Raw genomic sequence first — 16780 nt, 5'->3', positions numbered from 1 at the left:
GGGTAGTTTCCCGGGCCATGCTCCCCGAGTTCCTGACCGCCGACCTCACCTTCCCCGAAGGCACCGTCCGCGAGCAGCTGGAGATCGCCCAGACGTTGCTGCCGGGGACGCTGTCGGCCGCCAGCGGGCTGGCCGACGAGCTGCGGGAATGCGTCGAGGAGGGGCTCTACCACTTCTGGATGAACACCCTGCAGGACATCGGCATCTGGGCCGAGGGGAACGGCCGCGACGCCGAGCTCCCCCCGGAGTTCTGGGTACGCGTCGCGCAGGCCGCGCACGGCTTGGAGCTCCCCGAGTTCATGCCGTACTGCCTGGGCAAGGCGCAGGGCTGGCCGCGCCGGGACCCCGCCGACGTCATGGCCGCGTTCGCCACGCTGCCGGAGACGGACGGCCTGACCAGCGAGCTGCGCGGGGCGAGCGACCGGGTGGCCGGGCTGCTGGCCGACGACGACCCCGCGGCCGGGCCGCTGCTCGCCGCCGGCGACCTGGAGGGGCTGGCGCACCATCTGCGGTCCGGCGCCTACGACCGGCTCGGCGAGGAGCTGAGCGAGATGTTCTCCGCCGCCTTCGACGAGGTGTTCGCGCTGGTGACGAGCAAGGGCTTCCCGTTCGAGCACCGCGCCCACGCGTGGGCGATCATCGGGGCGAATCCTTTCCGGGTGGTCCTGGACGAGGGGCTGGTGTCGCTCAGCCACGCCGAGGTGTGGTGGCGCACGGGCTGACGGGCGCGGCGCGCCGGACCCCGGGCAGGGCCTGATCCGGCGCGCCGCGCCGGCCGGTCACGGGAAGCGGGCGTACGCCGGGGTGGTCAGGAACTCGGCGTACTCGTCGGCCAGGGTGACCTCCTTGAACAGCGCCACCGCCTGCTCGTAGCGCGGCTCGTCGTAGGCCCCGCCCAGCTCCTTGCGGATCTTGGCGAGCTCCTCGTCCATGATCCGCTCCACCAGCTCGCGGGTGACCTTCTGCCCGTCGGCCAGCTCGACGCCGTGGCGCATCCACTGCCACACCTGCGACCGGGAGATCTCCGCGGTCGCCGCGTCCTCCATCAGGTTGTGGATCGCCACCGCGCCCGACCCGGCCAGCCACGTCGCCAGGTAGCGCAGCGCCACGTCGATGTTGTTGCGCAGCCCCGCCTCGGTGATCTCGCCGGGCGTGGCGCTGAAGTTCAGCAGGTCGGCCGCCGACACGCGGACGTCCTCGCGCAGCCGGTCCAGCTGGTTGGGCCGGTCGCCGAGCACGCCGTCGAACACCTCGCGGCAGACCGGCACCAGGTCCGGGTGCGCCACCCAGGACCCGTCGAAGCCGTCGCCGGACTCGCGCGTCTTGTCCGCCCGCACCTTCTCCAGCGCGACCTTGTTGACCTCCGGGTCGCGGCGGGACGGGATGAACGCCGCCATGCCGCCGATGGCGTGCGCGCCGCGCTTGTGGCAGGTGCGCACCAGCAGCTCGGTGTAGGCGCGCATGAACGGCGCGGTCATGGTGATCGCATTGCGCTCGGGCAGGACGAACTCGGCGCCCCGGTCGCGGAACTTCTTGATGATCGAGAACAGGTAGTCCCAGCGGCCGGCGTTCAGCCCGGCCGAGTGGTCGCGCAGCTCGTAGAGGATCTCCTCCATCTCGAACGCCGCCGGGATCGTCTCGATCAGCACGGTGGCGCGGATGGTGCCGCGCGGGATCTCCAGGATGTCCTGGGCCCGGTTGAAGACGTCGTTCCAGAGCCGCGCCTCCAGGTGGCTCTCCATCTTCGGCAGGTAGAAGTACGGGCCCCGGCCCTTGTCCAGCTGCCGCCGTCCGCAGTGGAACAGGTACAGCCCGAAGTCGAACAGCGACCCCGACATCGGCGCGCCGTCCACCAGGACGTGCTTCTCCTCCATGTGCCAGCCGCGCGGGCGGACCACGATCGTGGCCAGCTCCTCGTCGGGCCTGAGCGCGTACTTCTTGCCGCTGGACGGGTCGGTGAAGTCGATCGTGCGGTCGAGGGCGTCGCGCAGGTTGAGCTGGCCCTCGATCATGTTCGTCCACAGCGGGGTGTTGGCGTCCTCGAAGTCGGCCAGCCACACCTTGGCGCCGGAGTTCAGCGCGTTGATCGTCATCTTCCGGTCGGTGGGACCGGTGATCTCGACCCGGCGGTCCTCCAGGCCGGGCGCGGGCGGGGCGACCCGCCACGTCTCGTCCGCCCGCACCGACGCCGTCTCGGGCAGGAAGTCCAGCGTCCCGCCCGCCGACAGCCGCTCCTGCCGCTCGGCGCGGGCCCGCAGCAGCTCCTCGCGCCGGGGTCCGAACTCGCGCTGCAGCGCGGCCAGCAGGCTCAGCGCCTCGGGCGTGAGGATCTCGTCGTATCGGTCGTGCAGAGGGCCGGTGACCTCGATGCCCTCCGGGCCGTCGGGTGCAGCCATCGTCCCGCCCTTCTTTCGTATCGTGAAAACTCACTTCTGTTACGTGGAGAAAGCTACTCGTCCGTGCCGACGGCGGTCAAAGGGGGGTGAGCGACGCACCGCGGTCGACACGCCCCTACCCACTCCGCGCCGCCGCCACCATCGGTCATCCCCACGTCGCATAGCGTGAGGGCGCCGGTCGCTTTCGTCCGGTTGCATGCGGGCGCGGCCGGGTACGGCCCTGTCAGGTGGGGACACCTGCGACGGGGAAATAAACGGATGACCCGGCGACCGCACCGTGAGACGATCGGCGGGAAGACACAGCCGCTCAGCGGCGTTCTACAGAGGACATATGACTCAATTCTTCTCTGAGGACCACGAGCCCCGGATCCCGGACGCGCTCCGCGACGAGCCGATGACCGGGGACCTCGATCTGGAGGACCGCCGGGCGCTGCGCCGCGTGGCGGGCCTGTCCACCGAACTCATCGACGTCACCGAGGTCGAGTACCGCGTCCTGCGGCTCGAACGCGTCGTGCTCATCGGCGTGTGGACCGACGGCACGGCCGAGGCGGCCGACAACTCGCTGCGCGAACTCGCGCTGCTGGCCGAGACCGCCGGATCGCAGGTGCTGGAGGGCCTGATCCAGCGGCGCAGCCGCCCCGACCCGGCGACCTACATCGGCGCGGGCAAGGCCGCCGAACTGCGCGACGTGGTGGCCGCCACCGGCGCCGACACCGTGATCTGCGACGGCGAGCTGTCGCCGAGCCAGCTGCGGCACCTGGAGGAGACCGTCCAGGTCAAGGTCATCGACCGGACCGCGCTGATCCTGGACATCTTCGCCCAGCACGCCCGCAGCCGCGAGGGCAAGGCGCAGGTCGAACTGGCCCAGCTGGAATACCTGCTGCCGCGCCTGCGCGGCTGGGGCGGCAACCTGTCCCGGCAGGTCGGCGGCCGCGCCGCCGGCGGCGTGGGCATCGGCGGCCGCGGCCCCGGCGAGACCAAGATCGAACTGGACCGGCGGCGCATCCGCGCCCGCATGGCCAAGCTGCGCCGCCAGATCGCCGAGATGGCCAAGGCCCGCGACACCAAGCGCGGCGAGCGGCGCCGCAACGAGGTGCCCGCCGTGGCGATCGCCGGCTACACCAACGCCGGAAAGTCGTCGCTGCTCAACCGGCTCACCGGCGCCGGGGTGCTGGTGGAGGACGCGCTGTTCGCCACCCTGGACCCCACCGTCCGGCGCGCGCAGACGCCCGGCGGCCGCGCCTACACGCTGGCCGACACGGTCGGATTCGTCCGGCACCTGCCGCACCAGCTGGTCGAGGCGTTCCGCTCCACGCTGGAGGAGGTCGTCGAGGCCGACCTGATCCTGCACGTGGTGGACGGCTCCGACGCCGACCCCGAGGCCCAGATCGACGCGGTCCGCGAGGTGCTGCGCGAGATCGGCGCCGAGGGCATCCCGGAACTCGTCGTGATCAACAAGGCGGACGCCGCCGACGAGCTCGCGCTGGCCCGGCTGCAGCGCCGGGAACCGCACAGCGTGGTCGTCTCGGCCCGCACCGGCGCCGGCATCGCCGAGCTGCGCGCGGCCATCGAGGCCGACCTGCCCGGCCTGGAGCGCGAGCTGCGGGTCCTGGTGCCCTACGACCGCGGCGACCTGGTCGCCCGGGTGCACAGCCGTGGCGAGGTGCTCAAGCTGGAGCACCTGGCAGAGGGCACCGCCCTGCACGCCCGCGTCCCGGACGACCTGGCCGGCGAGCTGGAGCGCTTCGAGGACCTGGCCGCGACCACCTCCTGACCCCGGCCGCCCCGGTGCGCGGCGTCAGGGGTGGCGGCGGCGTGCCCGTCTGACGCGGCTGCCGTGGTCCGGCTGGGAGCGCAGGGATTTCCCACAAAAGCAGTGGCTTGCGGGGAAAGATGCGGTAACGTTGCCCAGCAGGGTGGACGTCCAAGGCGTCCCTCCGGAATCCGCCTTCGGGACGGGCCGAATGCGGGCTCCGTGGTCGCCGAACGGTGACAGCTTCTCCATTCCGCTTGACGGCTCCGCCGTAACCCGTACGGTCGTATCACTAGGGGCGGGTGAGGCGTCGATGCGGTGCGCACAGACATTCCATGGTTTGTCGGGTGGTGGGCGCAAGCTGTCCGGTTGTCGGACCTCGGTGAACCGTTCGCGCGCGCGTCTCGCGCCCTCCCCGGCCCGCCGCCGCCTTCATGGAACCTCGGTCGAGACGCCCGCGTTGACGAGCCAGAGGTTGTCGGCCGGGCCGTCAGTGCACTACCGTGACGAAACCGATATCTACGGTCTCGTTGCTCATGGCGATCGAACGATCGCCCAACCCTCCAGCGGTGAGTCGCCGGCACCCAGTCGGCGTTTCGGATCGAGAGCAGGTGGCCCTCTTCATGGCGTCCCGTTCAGCGCCGAACGGCGCGATGTCCCATCCGGGTCGGTGACCCGATGACGGTACGGCTGTTGACGAACATCGGCAGGCTCTGGACGGGCACCGACGTCTGCAGCAACGCCGCCGTTCTCATCCACGACGACCGGATCGTGTGGGCAGGCCCGGCGGCCGACCTGCCGCAGAGCGTGCCCGGCGTCATCGACGACATCGTCGACGTCGACCATGTGGAGAACCTCGGCGGCGGCCTGGTCACGCCCGGGCTGATCGACGCCCACTCGCACCCCGTCTACGCGGGCAACCGCTGGGCCGAGCTGGCCATGCGCACCAGCGGCTCGTCCCACTCGGCGATCGCCGCGGCGGGCGGCGGCGTCAACTCCACGGTCACCGTGACCCGCGGCACCGACCCGTGGACGCTGTGCAACGGCGTCCGCGAGCGGCTGCGCCAGTGGATCCTCGCGGGCACCACCACGGTCGAGGCCAAGACCGGCTACCACCTCACCCGCGACGGCGAGCTCGCCGACATCCGCATGCTGCGCTCGCTGGAAGGCGAGCCCGCCATGCCGCGCATCCACGCCACCTTCCTGGCCGCGCACATCCTGCCGCCGGAGTTCTTCGGCCGCCGCCGCGACTACATCGAGGCCGTCCGGCTGTGGGCCGCCGACGCCGCCGCGGCGGGCGCCGACAGCATCGACGTGTACTGCGACGAGGGCCACTTCACCGCCGAGGAGGCCCGCGCCCTGCTGCTCACCGGCAAGCGCGCCGGGCTCAAGGCCCGCATGCACGCCTGCGCCAACGAACGCGTCGGCGCCGCGCAGGTCGCCGCCGAGGTCGGCTGCGCCTCCGCCGACCTGCTCACCCACGCCAACGACGACGACATCAAGGCCTTGGCGCACGCCGGGGTCACCGCCACCGTCTGCCCGGGCAGCGCGCTCAACAGCTCGCGTCCCCCGGCGCCGGTGCGCGCCATGCTCGACCGCGGCGTCACCGTCGCCCTCGGCACCGACCACAACCCCGGCCAGTGCGGCATCACCTCGATGCCGCTGGTCATCGGCCTGGCCGTGGCGATGTACGGGCTCAGCGTCACCGAGGCCCTGCGCGCCGCCACCCTCGGCGGCGCGGCCGCGCTGCGCGTCGGCGACCGCGGCTCCCTGGCCCCGGGCATGCTGGCCGACATCGTCCTGTGGGACGCCGACCACGAGGGCGCCTTCGCCTGGGCGTTCGGGCTGCGCGCCCTGCGCGTGTGGAGGGGCGGCATCCCCGTCCAGTCCTGAGCGGCGACCCGAGCCCGGCCGCGCCGCGCGGCCGGGCGTTCGTCGGCCTCCTCCACCGGGCGGGGGCGGCGGACACGACACCGTTACAGGCGGACACCCTCGCGTCACCTCCCGAGGAGTAGCCTCGCCCCATGGCCAGCGCGGTTGCGGTCGTCACGGACTCCACTGCCCACCTTCCCCCGGGGCTCGCCGAACGCCACGGGATCACCGTCGTGCCGCTGCAGGTCGTCATCGGCGGCACGGTTCGGGACGAGGGGCAGATCACCAGCGACGAGGCGGCGCAGGCCCTCAGGCAGTGGCATCCCGTCACCACCTCCCGCCCGTCGCCCGAACGCTTCGCGCACGCGTTCAAGGCCGCCGCGGGGGGCGGTGCGCGCGCCGTCGTCTCCGTGCACCTGTCCGCGGCCATGTCCGGCACCGTGGAGGCCGCCAGACTCGCCGCCGAGGACGCCCCGGTGCCCGTCCGCGTCGTCGACACCGGCGCCATCGGCCTCGGCCTGGGCTTCGCCGCCCTGTCGGCGGCCGCGGCCGCCCGACGCGGCGCCGACGCCGACGAGGTCGCGGCCGCCGCCGAGCGGCGCGCCCGCCTGTCCCGCTCCCTGTTCTACGTCGACACCCTCGAACACCTCCGCCGCGGCGGCCGCATCGGCGCCGCCGCCACCCTGCTCGGCTCGGCCCTCATGGTGAAGCCGCTGCTGAGCATCGTGGACGGCCGCATCACCCCGCTGGAGAAGGTCCGCACCTCCTCCCGGGCGATCGCCCGGCTGGAGGAACTCGCCGCCGACTTCGCCGGCGACCGCCCCGTCGACCTCGGCGTCCAGCACCTGGCCGCCGCCGCCCGCGCCGAAACCCTCGCCCGCCGCCTGCGCGACCGGATCCCCCGGGTCAGGGACGTCCACGTCGGCGAGGTCGGCCCGGTCATCGGCGCCCACGCCGGCCCCGGCATGCTCGGCGTCGTCGTGGCGCCGCTCCTGTGAGCCGAGTTATCCACAATCTCCGCGAGGTCTGTGGCGGCCCCGTCCACCCCGCCTAACGTCGAGCCTCGTGAGACACCTTGCGGCCCCACCAGCGGCCTACCTCCGTTCCGTTCCCACCGACCCCCGCCGGCCGCCGACGGCTCCCCGAAAGGCCACCCGGCGCTCCATCACCCCACGTCCGCCCACCGCCTCGGCACCTGCCGGACGCCTGATCGTCCTGTCGCACAGTCACCACGCCGCCCCTTCGGACGCGGCACACCAGCCGCAGAACCCCCACCAGGCCGACACGCACCGAGCCCCCGAAACACCCGCCGTCCCGTCGCCCAAGGCACGCCCACACCCGGGCCCAGTACGGCGCTTGGACGACCGCCCGGACGGTGGCGAGCACCGCACACCCGGCGGGCAGGGGCCTGTGCGTAACGCTTCGTCGCCGCAGCGTCGGCTGGTACATGCGGGTGAGGTGTCAGCGCTCCCGTCGCCCAAGCCACGCCCGAGCGTGGGCGCGGTGCGGCGTGTGGATGAGCCCTCGGGCAGCCGCGGGCACCGCGCACACAGCGGGCAAGGCCCTGTGCGTGCCGCCCGGGCTCCACAGCGCTGGCCGGCACGTGCGGGCGAGGTGTCAGCGGCCCAGTCACCCGAGGCACGCCCGAGCGTGGGCGCGGTGAAGCGTGTGGGCGAGCCCGGGGCAGAGGCCGTCCGCCGTGGGCATCGCGCAGCCGGTGGAAAGGGGCCTGTGCATGTCGCTCAGGAGCCGCAGTGCCGGTCGGCACGTACAGGGGCGCCGCCGGAGGCGCGCGGGCTCGGTCGTCATTTGCGTCCGGTGCGCGTCGGACGGGGCGACGACGGTGCTCGTCGCGAGAGCGCTGGGCAGCCGGGGCGCGTAGAGACCCAAACGGGTTATGCGGACGTGCACGGAGGGGATGCGGAACCGGTACGGGTGGACGAGCCTGCAGGCCGGCGGGCCGAGGCAGGAGGCCTCGGGATGCCGGGGGCGGCGCGGCCCGGTCCCGGATCGGGACCGCCTCGCCCACCGGGCGACGGAACCCCGGGAAGGCGCGGGCCGTTCGCCGACGTGCTGGGGCGGCTGGATCCCGGGGCGGGAGGCGTACGGGCGCTGGCCATCGTGGCGTTGGCCGCGGCGCTGGTGGCCGCCGGTTACCTGTGGCTGGCGCGGCCGCGTCCCGTCGCGCAGGCCCACGGGCGGCCGACACTGGTCGCGGGTTCGTCGGTGCCCGCCACCGCCCCCGCGAGCGGCCGGGGCGCGCCGGTCATGGTGCACGTGTACGGCAAGGTCAGGCGGCCCGGCGTGGTCACCCTGCCCGGCGGGTCGCGGGTGGCGGACGCCATCAAGGCGGCCGGAGGCGTGCGCCCGGGGGCCGATACCGGCGCTCTCAACCTCGCCCGCAAGGTGGTGGACGGCGAGCAGATACCGGTCGGTGTGCGAGCACCGTCCGCCACCCCTGCACCGGACGCGACACCCGCCGGGGCGGTCGGGCCGTCCACCGCCGGCGCGCAGCTCGACCTCAACACGGCCAGCGTCGACCAGCTCGACCAACTCCCCGGAGTGGGGCCCGTGCTCGCCCAGCGCATCGTGGACTACCGCACCCGGCACGGCGGGTTCCGCTCCGTGGAGCAGCTCCAAGAGGTCTCGGGCATCGGCGAGCGGCGGTTCGCCGACCTCAAGAATCTGGTGCGCGTGTGAAGGACCATGACCTGCGGCTGGTCGCCCCGGCCATGGCCGCCTGGCTGGCCGCGGCGGTCGCGCTGGGAGCGGGGCGGGCTGTCGCGTACGGCGTCGCCGGTGCCGCCGTGGTCGCGGTCGTGCTCGCCGTCCGCCGCCGAAGCGCCGCACGCCGCTGGTGCACGCTGGCATTGACGTGCGCCGCGGCGTCGGCCGCCGGGGTGGGGCTCCGCGCCACGGCCGTCGAGTCCGGCCCGGTGCGCGACCTCGCCGACGCGGGAGGCCGCGCGGCGGTCGAGGCGGTGGTGACCGCGGACCCGCGGCAGGTCGCCGGGCGGCGGTTCGCCCTGATACGGATGCGGGCCGAGACCGTCGACGCCGGCGGGCGCAGGACGAGGGTGCGCGTCCCGATCCTTGCGATCGCCGCCGATCGGCGCTGGACCGGCCTGCTGCCCAGCCAGCGGGTGCGTTTCACCGGCCGGTTCGCCCCGCCGAGGCGGGCAGAGCTGCTCGCCGCCGTGGTCGTGGTGCGCGGCCCGCCGGACGTGCTGGGGCCCGCCTCGACCGTCCAGCGCGCCGCCGAGCACGTGCGCGCGAGGCTGCGCCTGGCCGTGGCCCGGCTGCCGCCCTCCCAGCGCGGCGTCCTGCCCGGCATGGTCGTGGGCGACACCTCCCGGCTCGACCCCCGGCTCGCCGAGGACTTCCGGACCGCCGGGCTCACCCACCTGCTCGTGGTGTCCGGCGCGAACCTGGCGATTGTCGTCGGCGCGGTCCTGGGCCTGTGCCGGCTGGCCGGGCTGGGACGGCGGCGGGCGCCGTTCGTCGCCGCACTGGCCGTACCGGTGTTCGTGGTGGTCGCCCGTCCGGAGCCCAGCGTGCTGCGAGCGACCGTCATGGGGCTGATCGGCCTGCTGGCGATGTTCACCGGGCGGCGCCGGCAGGGGGTGCCCGCGCTCTGTGCCGCGGTCCTGTTCCTGGTGCTGATCGACCCGACGCTCGCCCGCTCCTACGGGTTCGCGCTTTCCGTGCTGGCCACCGCCGGCCTGCTCGTCCTGGCACCGCCGTGGCGGGAGCGGCTGCGGCGCCGGGTCCCGGGGCCGCTGGCCGACGCCCTGGCCGTCGCCGCGGCCGCACAGGTCGCCGTCGCCCCCGTCCTGGTGATGCTGTCCGGAGAGGTGGGCCTGGTGGCCGTCCTGGCGAACCTGCTCGCCGCCCCCGCCGTGCCGCCCGCCACGCTCCTCGGCGCCGCCGCCACCGTGATCGCGCTGCTCTGGCCCGAGGCGGCCCAGGTCGTGGTGCGGCCCGCGGGGCTGACGGTCGGCTGGATCGTGTGGGTGGCCCGCACGGCGGCCGGCCTCCCGTACGCCACCATCCCGTGGCGCGGCGGCGGGCTCGGCGCGCTGGCGCTGCTCGCCGCCGGCGGCTGCGCCGTGCTGATCCTGAAGTACCGCCGCGCCCGGCTCGTCGCCGCGGCGGCCATGGCGGGCACGCTCGTCGCGGTCGCCGGCCTGCGGATCCTGTCTCCGGGCTGGCCGCCGCCGGGCTGGATGATGGTGGCCTGCGACGTCGGCCAGGGCGACGCCTTGGTGCTGTCCACCGCGCCCGGACAGGCCGTCGTGGTGGACACCGGCCCGGAGCCCCGCCCGGTGGACGCCTGCCTCGACCGTCTCGGTGTCCGCGACGTCCCCCTGCTCGTCCTCACCCACCCGCACGCCGATCATGTGGAGGGCTTCGCCGGCGTCCGCGACGGGAGAAGCCTGCACACGGTGCTGACCACACCCCTCGGCACCGCCGAGGAGGTCCTTGCGGCCCTCGGGCCCGCCACCCGCACACGGTGCGCCGAGCCCGGTGACGCCCGGCCTTCTCCCGCACGGTCGCGGTGTTGGGCGGTGGCGCGTCCGGCGGTGGCCGGGCAGCGTTGGCAGATCGGCGAACTGACCTTGGCGGTCCTGGGGCCCGCGGCGACCGGGCCCCGGTTGACCCGCAACGACGACGGGGCGGCCGTCAACAACGCCAGCGTCGTGCTCCTCGCCCGGCGCCCGGGGTTCAGCGCACTCCTCGCCGGAGACGTCGAACCCGAGGCGCAGCGCGTTCTGCTGGGCGTCGTGCCACCGGTGCAGGTGCTGAAGGTGCCGCACCACGGGTCCCGCAAACAGGAGCCGCAGTTCCTGGCCGCGACACACGCGGAGATCTCCATCATCTCGGTCGGACGGGACAACGACTACGGCCACCCGTCCACCGCCACCATGGACATGCTGCGCCGTCTCGGCATGCGCATCCACCGCACCGACGAGGACGGAGACATCGCCGTCGTGCGTACCGCCGCAGGCCTGGCCGTCGTCACCCGCCGCTGACCCGCCGGCAGCCACCCGACTCCGTTCACTGCAGCGCATGTGCAAGAGGCCGGAGGCTTCGGTGTTGTGTGTGTTGCTGGAGGGTTGGTCGTGGTTACCCGCTGCTGGCCCGCTACCGGCCATCTGACTCCGTTTACTGCAGCGCATGTGCAAGAGGCCGGAGGCTTCGGTGTTGTGTGTGTTGCTGGAGGGTTGTCGTGGTTCCCTGCCGCTGGCTCGCTGGCGGCCATTCGACCCCGTTCACTGCAGCGCACGCGCAAAACGCAGACAGGCGTCAGATCACGCATCGGCGCGGTGGCACGGCAGGCAGGACGCATCCACGCCGCGGGACATGCGGGCGTGGTCCGGCGCCCGGTACAGCTCGTCGACGGTGTGCGGGCGGACGGCGCCGGCGGCCCGGACGCGGCGGGCGACGCCTCCGCTCGCGCCGCAGAAGAAGGCCGTCCCCGCGCGGTGCCGCATGCCGACCAGTGGCGCATTTCCCGGCGTGCTGCCGCTCTTGGGCGTGGCGTCGCTTGTCGGTGTCCAGCGCTTCTGCAGATGCCGTTGCCTGGAGGGCGTGCCGGCCTTTCTCCGTCACCGAGACCCTTTTTGATTCGGGCTCGGGCGGGGGCGCTGGTGTGGGGGCTCGAGGGTGGGGTTTGCGGGAGCGGGGGTTCCGGGCGGGGGTTGTGGTGAGTGGCTTGGGGACGGGGCGGGGCGTGGCATGCTGCTGGGGTGGCGGGTGAAGGCCTGAATCTGATCGTCGGAGACGAAGAACTGCTCGTGGAGCGGGCGGTCGCTGAGATCGTGGCGGAGGCGCGGGCCGCCGATCCGGAGGTCGAGGTGATCGACCTGGTGCCGGGCGGGCTGGAGCCGGGGCGGCTGGCGGAGCTGACCTCGCCGTCGCTGTTCGGAGGCGGCAAGGTGCTCGTGCTGCGCTCCGCACAGGACCTCGGCAAGGACCTGACCGCCGAAGTGCTCGCCTATGCCAAGCAGCCCGCCGACGACGTCGTCCTGGTGGTCGTCCACCATGGCGGGGCCAAGGGCAAGGCGCTGGTGGACGGGCTCACCAAGCTCAAGGCACGCAAGATCGCCCGGCCGAAGATCACCAAGATGGCGGACCGGGTCGCGTTCGTCCGCGAGGAGATCCGCCGGTCGGGCGGCAAGGTGTCGCAAGACGCGGCGCGGTCGCTCATCGACGCCGTCGGCAACGACCTGCGGGAACTGGCCGCGGCGTGCAGTCAGCTCGTCGCCGACACCGGCGGCAAGGTGGACGACGCGGCCGTCGCGCGCTACTACCGGGGCCGCGCCGAGGTCAGCGGGTTCACCGTCGCCGACAAGGCGATCGAGGGGCAGCTCGCCGACGCGCTGGAGCAGCTGCGGTGGGCGCTGGCCACCGGTGTCGCGCCGGTGCTGATCGTCAGCGCGCTGGCGCAGGGCGTGCGGGGGCTGGCCAAGGTCGGCGGGGCGCCGCGGGGGGCGCGGGGGGCGGCGCTGGCCAAGGAGCTCGGCATGCCCCCGTGGAAGATCGAACGCGTGCAGCGGCAGCTGCGCGGCTGGTCCGGCAACGGTGTCGCGCGTGCGCTGAGCGTGGTCGCCGAGGCCGACGCGCAGGTCAAGGGCGGCGCCGCCGATCCGGCCTACGCGCTGGAGAAGGCGGTGGGGGAGATCGTCGCCGCTCGAGCGCTGCGCTGACCCGCCCCGGGTCAGCCGCCGAAGCGCAGGTACCGGGGCGGGACGCTCTCGACCAGCCAGACGTTGTTGGGGGTCACCCGGAACTGGTGGCCGTCGGCGGCCATGCGACCGGAGTCCACGGTGAGGACGACGGGGGTGCCGCGGCGGGAGCCGACGCGCTCGGCGGTCCGGCGGTCGGGGGACAAGTGGACGGCATGGCGGTTCATGCGGCGCAGGCCCTCGCGGCGGATGGCGGCCACGAAGCGGGACGTCGTGCCGTGGTACAGGTACGGCGGCGGGGGCGTGACGGGCAGGTCGAGATCGACGTCGACCGAGTGGCCCTGGTTGGCGCGGATGCGCCGGCCGGTCTCGTCGAAGGCGTAGCGGCGCTTGTCGTTGACGGCCACCACGTGGTCGAGTTCGTCGCGCGAGATGGGGAAGCCGTGGCGGGCGGCGGCCGACAGCAGTTCGTCGACGTCCACCCAGCCGTGCGGGTCCAGGGTGATCTGGATGTCCTGGGGGCGGTTCCGCAGATGCCGGGCCAGATACTTGGAGATCCTCACGGTGCGGCGTTCGTCCATGAGGTCACAGTACGCCGGACGCCGCGGCCCCACCGGGCCGCGGCGTCGACCGGACGAGCGCGGAAGTTACTCGGCAGCGGCGGCCTGCAGCGCGGCGGCCCGCTTGGCGATCGCCGACTTGCGGTTGGCGGCCTGGTTCTTGTGGATGACGCCCTTGCTGACGGCCTTGTCCAGCTTGCGGGCGGCGTGCCGCTGCAGCGCGATCGCCTGCTCGACGTCACCCGCCTCCGCGGCCTCGCGGAACTTGCGGATCGCCGTCTTCAACTCGGACTTCACGGCCTTGTTGCGCAGGCGGCGCTTCTCGTTCTGCTTGTTCCGCTTGATCTGGGACTTGATGTTAGCCACGTCGTAGTGCCTCAGCTAGGTTGCGATCCTTCGCCTGCCCCCATACACGGACAGGCTCCGACGAAAAGGTTTGGGACGGGGGCGACGGTGCCCCAGGGCACGACGCTACGCCACACGCAGTCGCACAGCCTATCAATCAACGCCGTCCCGCCAAAACCGAGCGGCGCCCCGTGCACCGAGCACGCCGCGCGGCATGGGACCATGGGATACGGCAGGATCTGCCGCATCCATGTCCACCAGTGAGTTTGCGAACGGACGCCGGTGCCTGAGCCGAACAAGACCGATCCCGCGATCATCCGGAACTTCTGCATCATCGCGCACATCGACCACGGCAAGTCGACGCTCGCCGACCGCATGCTGCAGCTGACCGGCGTGGTCGAGGAGCGCCAGATGCGCGCTCAGTACCTGGACCGCATGGACATCGAGCGCGAGCGGGGCATCACGATCAAGAGCCAGGCGGTCCGGCTGCCGTGGACCGGGCCGGACGGCCGCGACTACGTGCTCAACCTCATCGACACGCCGGGCCACGTCGACTTCTCCTACGAGGTGTCCCGGTCGCTGGCGGCGTGCGAGGGCGCGGTGCTGCTGGTGGACGCGGCGCAGGGCATCGAGGCGCAGACGCTGGCCAACCTGTACCTGGCGCTGGAGGCCGACCTGCACCTGATCCCGGTGCTCAACAAGATCGACCTGCCCGCGGCGCAGCCCGACCGGTACGCCGAGGAGCTGGCCGGGATCATCGGCTGCGACCCGTCCGAGGTGCTGCGGGTCAGCGGCAAGACCGGCGAGGGCGTGCCCGAGCTGCTCAACCGGATCGTCGAGACGGTCCCGGCGCCGGACGGCGACGCCGACGGGCCGGCCCGGGCGCTGATCTTCGACTCGGTGTACGACACCTACCGCGGAGTGGTGACGTACGTGCGGATCGTCGACGGGCACCTGTCGCGCCGCGAGAAGAGCCTGATGATGTCCACGGGCGCGGCGCACGAGACCCTGGAGGTCGGGGTGATCTCGCCCGAGCCCAAGCCGGTGGAGGGGCTCGGCGTCGGCGAGGTCGGCTACCTGATCACCGGGGTGAAGGACGTCCGGCAGGCGCGGGTCGGCGACACCGTCACCGGGGCGTCCAATCCGGCGCCCGAGCCGCTGGGCGGCTACCAGGACCCCAAGCCCATGGTGTTCTCCGGTCTGTATCCGGTGGACGGCGACCAGTACCCCGAGCTGCGCGACGCCCTGGACAAGCTGCGGCTCAACGACGCCGCGCTGATCTACGAGCCGGAGACCTCGGCCGCGCTGGGCTTCGGCTTCCGCTGCGGCTTCCTCGGCCTGCTGCACATGGAGATCGTCCGGGAGCGGCTGGAGCGCGAGTTCGACCTGTCGCTGATCGCCACCGCGCCCAACGTGGTCTACCGGGTGGTGATGGAGAACGGCGCCGAGCACGTGGTCACCAACCCCAGCGAGTTCCCCGAGGGCAAGGTCGGCGCGGTGTACGAGCCGGTGGTGCGGGCGACGATCCTGTCCCCGAGCGACCACATCGGCGCGATCATGGAGCTGTGCCAGGGCCGGCGCGGCGTCCTGCAGGGCATGGACTACCTGTCGGAGAACCGGGTCGAGATCCGCTACACGCTGCCCCTCGCCGAGATCATTTTCGACTTCTTCGACCAGCTGAAGTCGCGCACCCGCGGTTACGCCTCGCTGGACTACGAGCCCAGCGGCGAGCAGGAGTCCGACCTGGTGAAGGTGGACATCCTGCTGCAGGGCGAGTCGGTGGACGCCTTCAGCCAGATCGTGCACCGCGACAAGGCCCGCGAGTACGGGCTGATGATGACCGGCAAGCTCAAGGAGCTCATTCCGCGGCAGCAGTTCGAGGTGCCCATCCAGGCCGCGATCGGCGCCCGCATCATCGCCCGCGAGAACATCCGCGCCATCCGCAAGGACGTGCTCGCCAAGTGCTACGGCGGTGACATCTCCCGCAAGCGCAAGCTGCTGGAGAAGCAGAAGGAAGGCAAGAAGCGGATGAAGACGATCGGCCGCGTCGACGTCCCGCAGGAGGCCTTCGTCGCCGCCCTGTCCACCGGCGAATCGTCGGACAAGGGCAAGAAGTAGCACACCACCCGTTTACGGCGCCCCGGACGTGCAGGGGGTGCGTGGAACCCTCGCGTCCGACGAACGCGTGAGCCCCGCGAGCGGGCATGCCCGCAGGCCCGTCATGCCTGCGGCGGCGCCGCGCCCGCACAACCGCCATCCCCGCAGTGGCGTCGCCCCCATGGGGCGCTGCGGCCGCAGGCGCGCGATTGGTCGACGGGAGGTAGGGCGTTGTTGCGGAAATGGTAAAGCGGTGGTGACGGAGTGTTCATGCGGGAACACTGTGTGTCGTGACCCATACGTTGTTGCATCAGGTTCTGGTCTCCGACCTGGTGGTGCCGATCGGGCTTGCGGAGACCGAGGACCAGGAGTCGCTCACGGGGTTCGGCGCCCGGCTGGCGGACGACACCTGGCTGCGCTCCGACCTGATGGTCTTCCGCAAGGAGCAGGCCAGGGACGATCTGTGGTACATCGACGGCGGGCCGCTGCTGGCCGTCGAGGTCGCCTCGGACGCCTCGCGCGCGGCCGACCTCGGCCCGAAGAAGGAGATGTACGAGCGCTTCGGGGTGCCGTCGTACTGGGTGGTCGACCTCAACGGCGACGAGCCCGAGGTCGAGGTGTTCGAGCTCGGGTGTGACGGCCGGTACGCCGAGGCGGTCCGCGTGACCCGGGGCCGGTCCCGCAAGCTCACCCGGCCGTTCCCGATCGAACTCGCCCCCGACGTCATCTTCGACCGGCTGCCGCGCCGGTCCGCTGCGAGGAGGACAGCCGCCGTGCCCGACCAGCCGCACCGCATCGGCCCCGATCTGCCGCACTGCGAGGAGCCCATCCTCATCGACGCCTTCGGGCACCGCTGGCCCACCGGTGCCGAGAAGGTGGAGTTGTGGGACGGCTGCCCGGTGTTCTACGGGGAGTGGGATGAACGCGACGTCGAGATCGCCCAGCGCGCCTATCCGGGGCGCGTCATCCGGCTGGACCAGCCGCCCGGCGAGCCCGGCACCATGACCGTCCTGCCCGGCCCCGGCGACCCGGCGCGGTGAACGGCGCCCGCCGCCCGCGGCCGCGGGC

At 72.9% G+C, this 16780-nt stretch carries 13 protein-coding genes; 9 read left to right on the top strand and 4 right to left on the bottom strand.

Annotated elements, in window-relative coordinates:
• Nucleotides 1-17 precede the first annotated feature (17 nt).
• A complete protein-coding gene (locus QSK22_RS06475) occupies nucleotides 18-722 on the top strand; it encodes a hypothetical protein (protein WP_285493063.1) in 705 nt (234 codons plus the stop codon).
• Nucleotides 723-779: 57 nt separating this feature from the next.
• Here the strand turns inward: QSK22_RS06475 and aceB are convergent, their stop codons facing one another.
• Nucleotides 780-2396 (bottom strand): malate synthase A, encoded by a 1617-nt coding sequence (aceB, locus tag QSK22_RS06470; protein ID WP_285493062.1) that lies wholly within the window; start codon nucleotides 2394-2396, stop codon nucleotides 780-782.
• A gap of 331 nt (nucleotides 2397-2727) precedes the next feature.
• Here aceB and hflX point away from each other — a divergent pair, with 331 nt between their 5' ends.
• The 5 genes from hflX to QSK22_RS06445 all read left to right on the top strand — a co-directional run bounded on the left by hflX (nucleotide 2728) and on the right by QSK22_RS06445 (nucleotide 11054).
• Nucleotides 2728-4170 (top strand): GTPase HflX, encoded by a 1443-nt coding sequence (gene hflX, locus QSK22_RS06465; RefSeq protein ID WP_502872282.1) that lies wholly within the window; start codon nucleotides 2728-2730, stop codon nucleotides 4168-4170.
• Nucleotides 4171-4827: 657 nt separating this feature from the next.
• Nucleotides 4828-6042, top strand: coding sequence for an imidazolonepropionase (gene hutI / locus QSK22_RS06460; protein WP_285493061.1), 1215 nt, complete (start codon nucleotides 4828-4830; stop codon nucleotides 6040-6042).
• A gap of 131 nt (nucleotides 6043-6173) precedes the next feature.
• A complete protein-coding gene (locus QSK22_RS06455) occupies nucleotides 6174-7019 on the top strand; it encodes a DegV family protein (protein WP_285493060.1) in 846 nt (281 codons plus the stop codon).
• A 1072-nt stretch (nucleotides 7020-8091) separates the two neighbouring features.
• Nucleotides 8092-8721 (top strand): ComEA family DNA-binding protein, encoded by a 630-nt coding sequence (locus tag QSK22_RS06450; protein WP_285493059.1) that lies wholly within the window; start codon nucleotides 8092-8094, stop codon nucleotides 8719-8721.
• Nucleotides 8718-11054, top strand: coding sequence for a ComEC/Rec2 family competence protein (locus tag QSK22_RS06445; RefSeq protein ID WP_285493058.1), 2337 nt, complete (start codon nucleotides 8718-8720; stop codon nucleotides 11052-11054). Before QSK22_RS06450 ends, QSK22_RS06445 begins: the two co-directional genes overlap by 4 nt.
• A 279-nt stretch (nucleotides 11055-11333) precedes the next feature.
• Here the strand turns inward: QSK22_RS06445 and QSK22_RS06440 are convergent, their stop codons facing one another.
• Complete coding sequence (locus QSK22_RS06440; RefSeq protein WP_285493057.1) at nucleotides 11334-11516, bottom strand: hypothetical protein; 183 nt, start codon at nucleotides 11514-11516, stop codon at nucleotides 11334-11336.
• 255 nt (nucleotides 11517-11771) lie between these two features.
• On the opposite strand from QSK22_RS06440, the gene holA reads away from it, so the two are divergent.
• The gene (gene holA, locus QSK22_RS06435) at nucleotides 11772-12731 is read left to right on the top strand and encodes a DNA polymerase III subunit delta (RefSeq protein WP_285493056.1); all 960 of its coding nucleotides are present in this window, start codon (nucleotides 11772-11774) and stop codon (nucleotides 12729-12731) included.
• Nucleotides 12732-12742: 11 nt separating this feature from the next.
• Here holA and QSK22_RS06430 read toward each other — a convergent pair whose 3' ends face one another.
• Complete coding sequence (locus tag QSK22_RS06430) at nucleotides 12743-13291, bottom strand: RNA 2'-phosphotransferase (protein ID WP_285493055.1); 549 nt, start codon at nucleotides 13289-13291, stop codon at nucleotides 12743-12745.
• 66 nt (nucleotides 13292-13357) lie between these two features.
• Entirely contained in the window at nucleotides 13358-13636 is a 279-nt protein-coding gene (rpsT, locus tag QSK22_RS06425; RefSeq protein WP_285493054.1) for a 30S ribosomal protein S20, read from the bottom strand.
• Between the two features lie 261 nt (nucleotides 13637-13897).
• On the opposite strand from rpsT, the gene lepA reads away from it, so the two are divergent.
• Nucleotides 13898-15733 (top strand): translation elongation factor 4, encoded by a 1836-nt coding sequence (lepA, locus tag QSK22_RS06420; protein ID WP_285493053.1) that lies wholly within the window; start codon nucleotides 13898-13900, stop codon nucleotides 15731-15733.
• 269 nt (nucleotides 15734-16002) lie between these two features.
• Nucleotides 16003-16752, top strand: a complete 750-nt coding sequence (locus QSK22_RS06415) for a Uma2 family endonuclease (protein ID WP_285493052.1) — start codon at nucleotides 16003-16005, stop codon at nucleotides 16750-16752.
• Nucleotides 16753-16780 lie beyond the last annotated feature (28 nt).

The sequence above is a fragment of the Actinomadura sp. NBRC 104425 genome, from assembly GCF_030269545.1.
In the GTDB taxonomy this organism is placed as follows: domain Bacteria; phylum Actinomycetota; class Actinomycetes; order Streptosporangiales; family Streptosporangiaceae; genus Spirillospora; species Spirillospora keratinilytica.
Note: the sequence above shows the minus strand (reverse complement) of the source record. Positions and strands in the feature narration are given on the sequence as shown.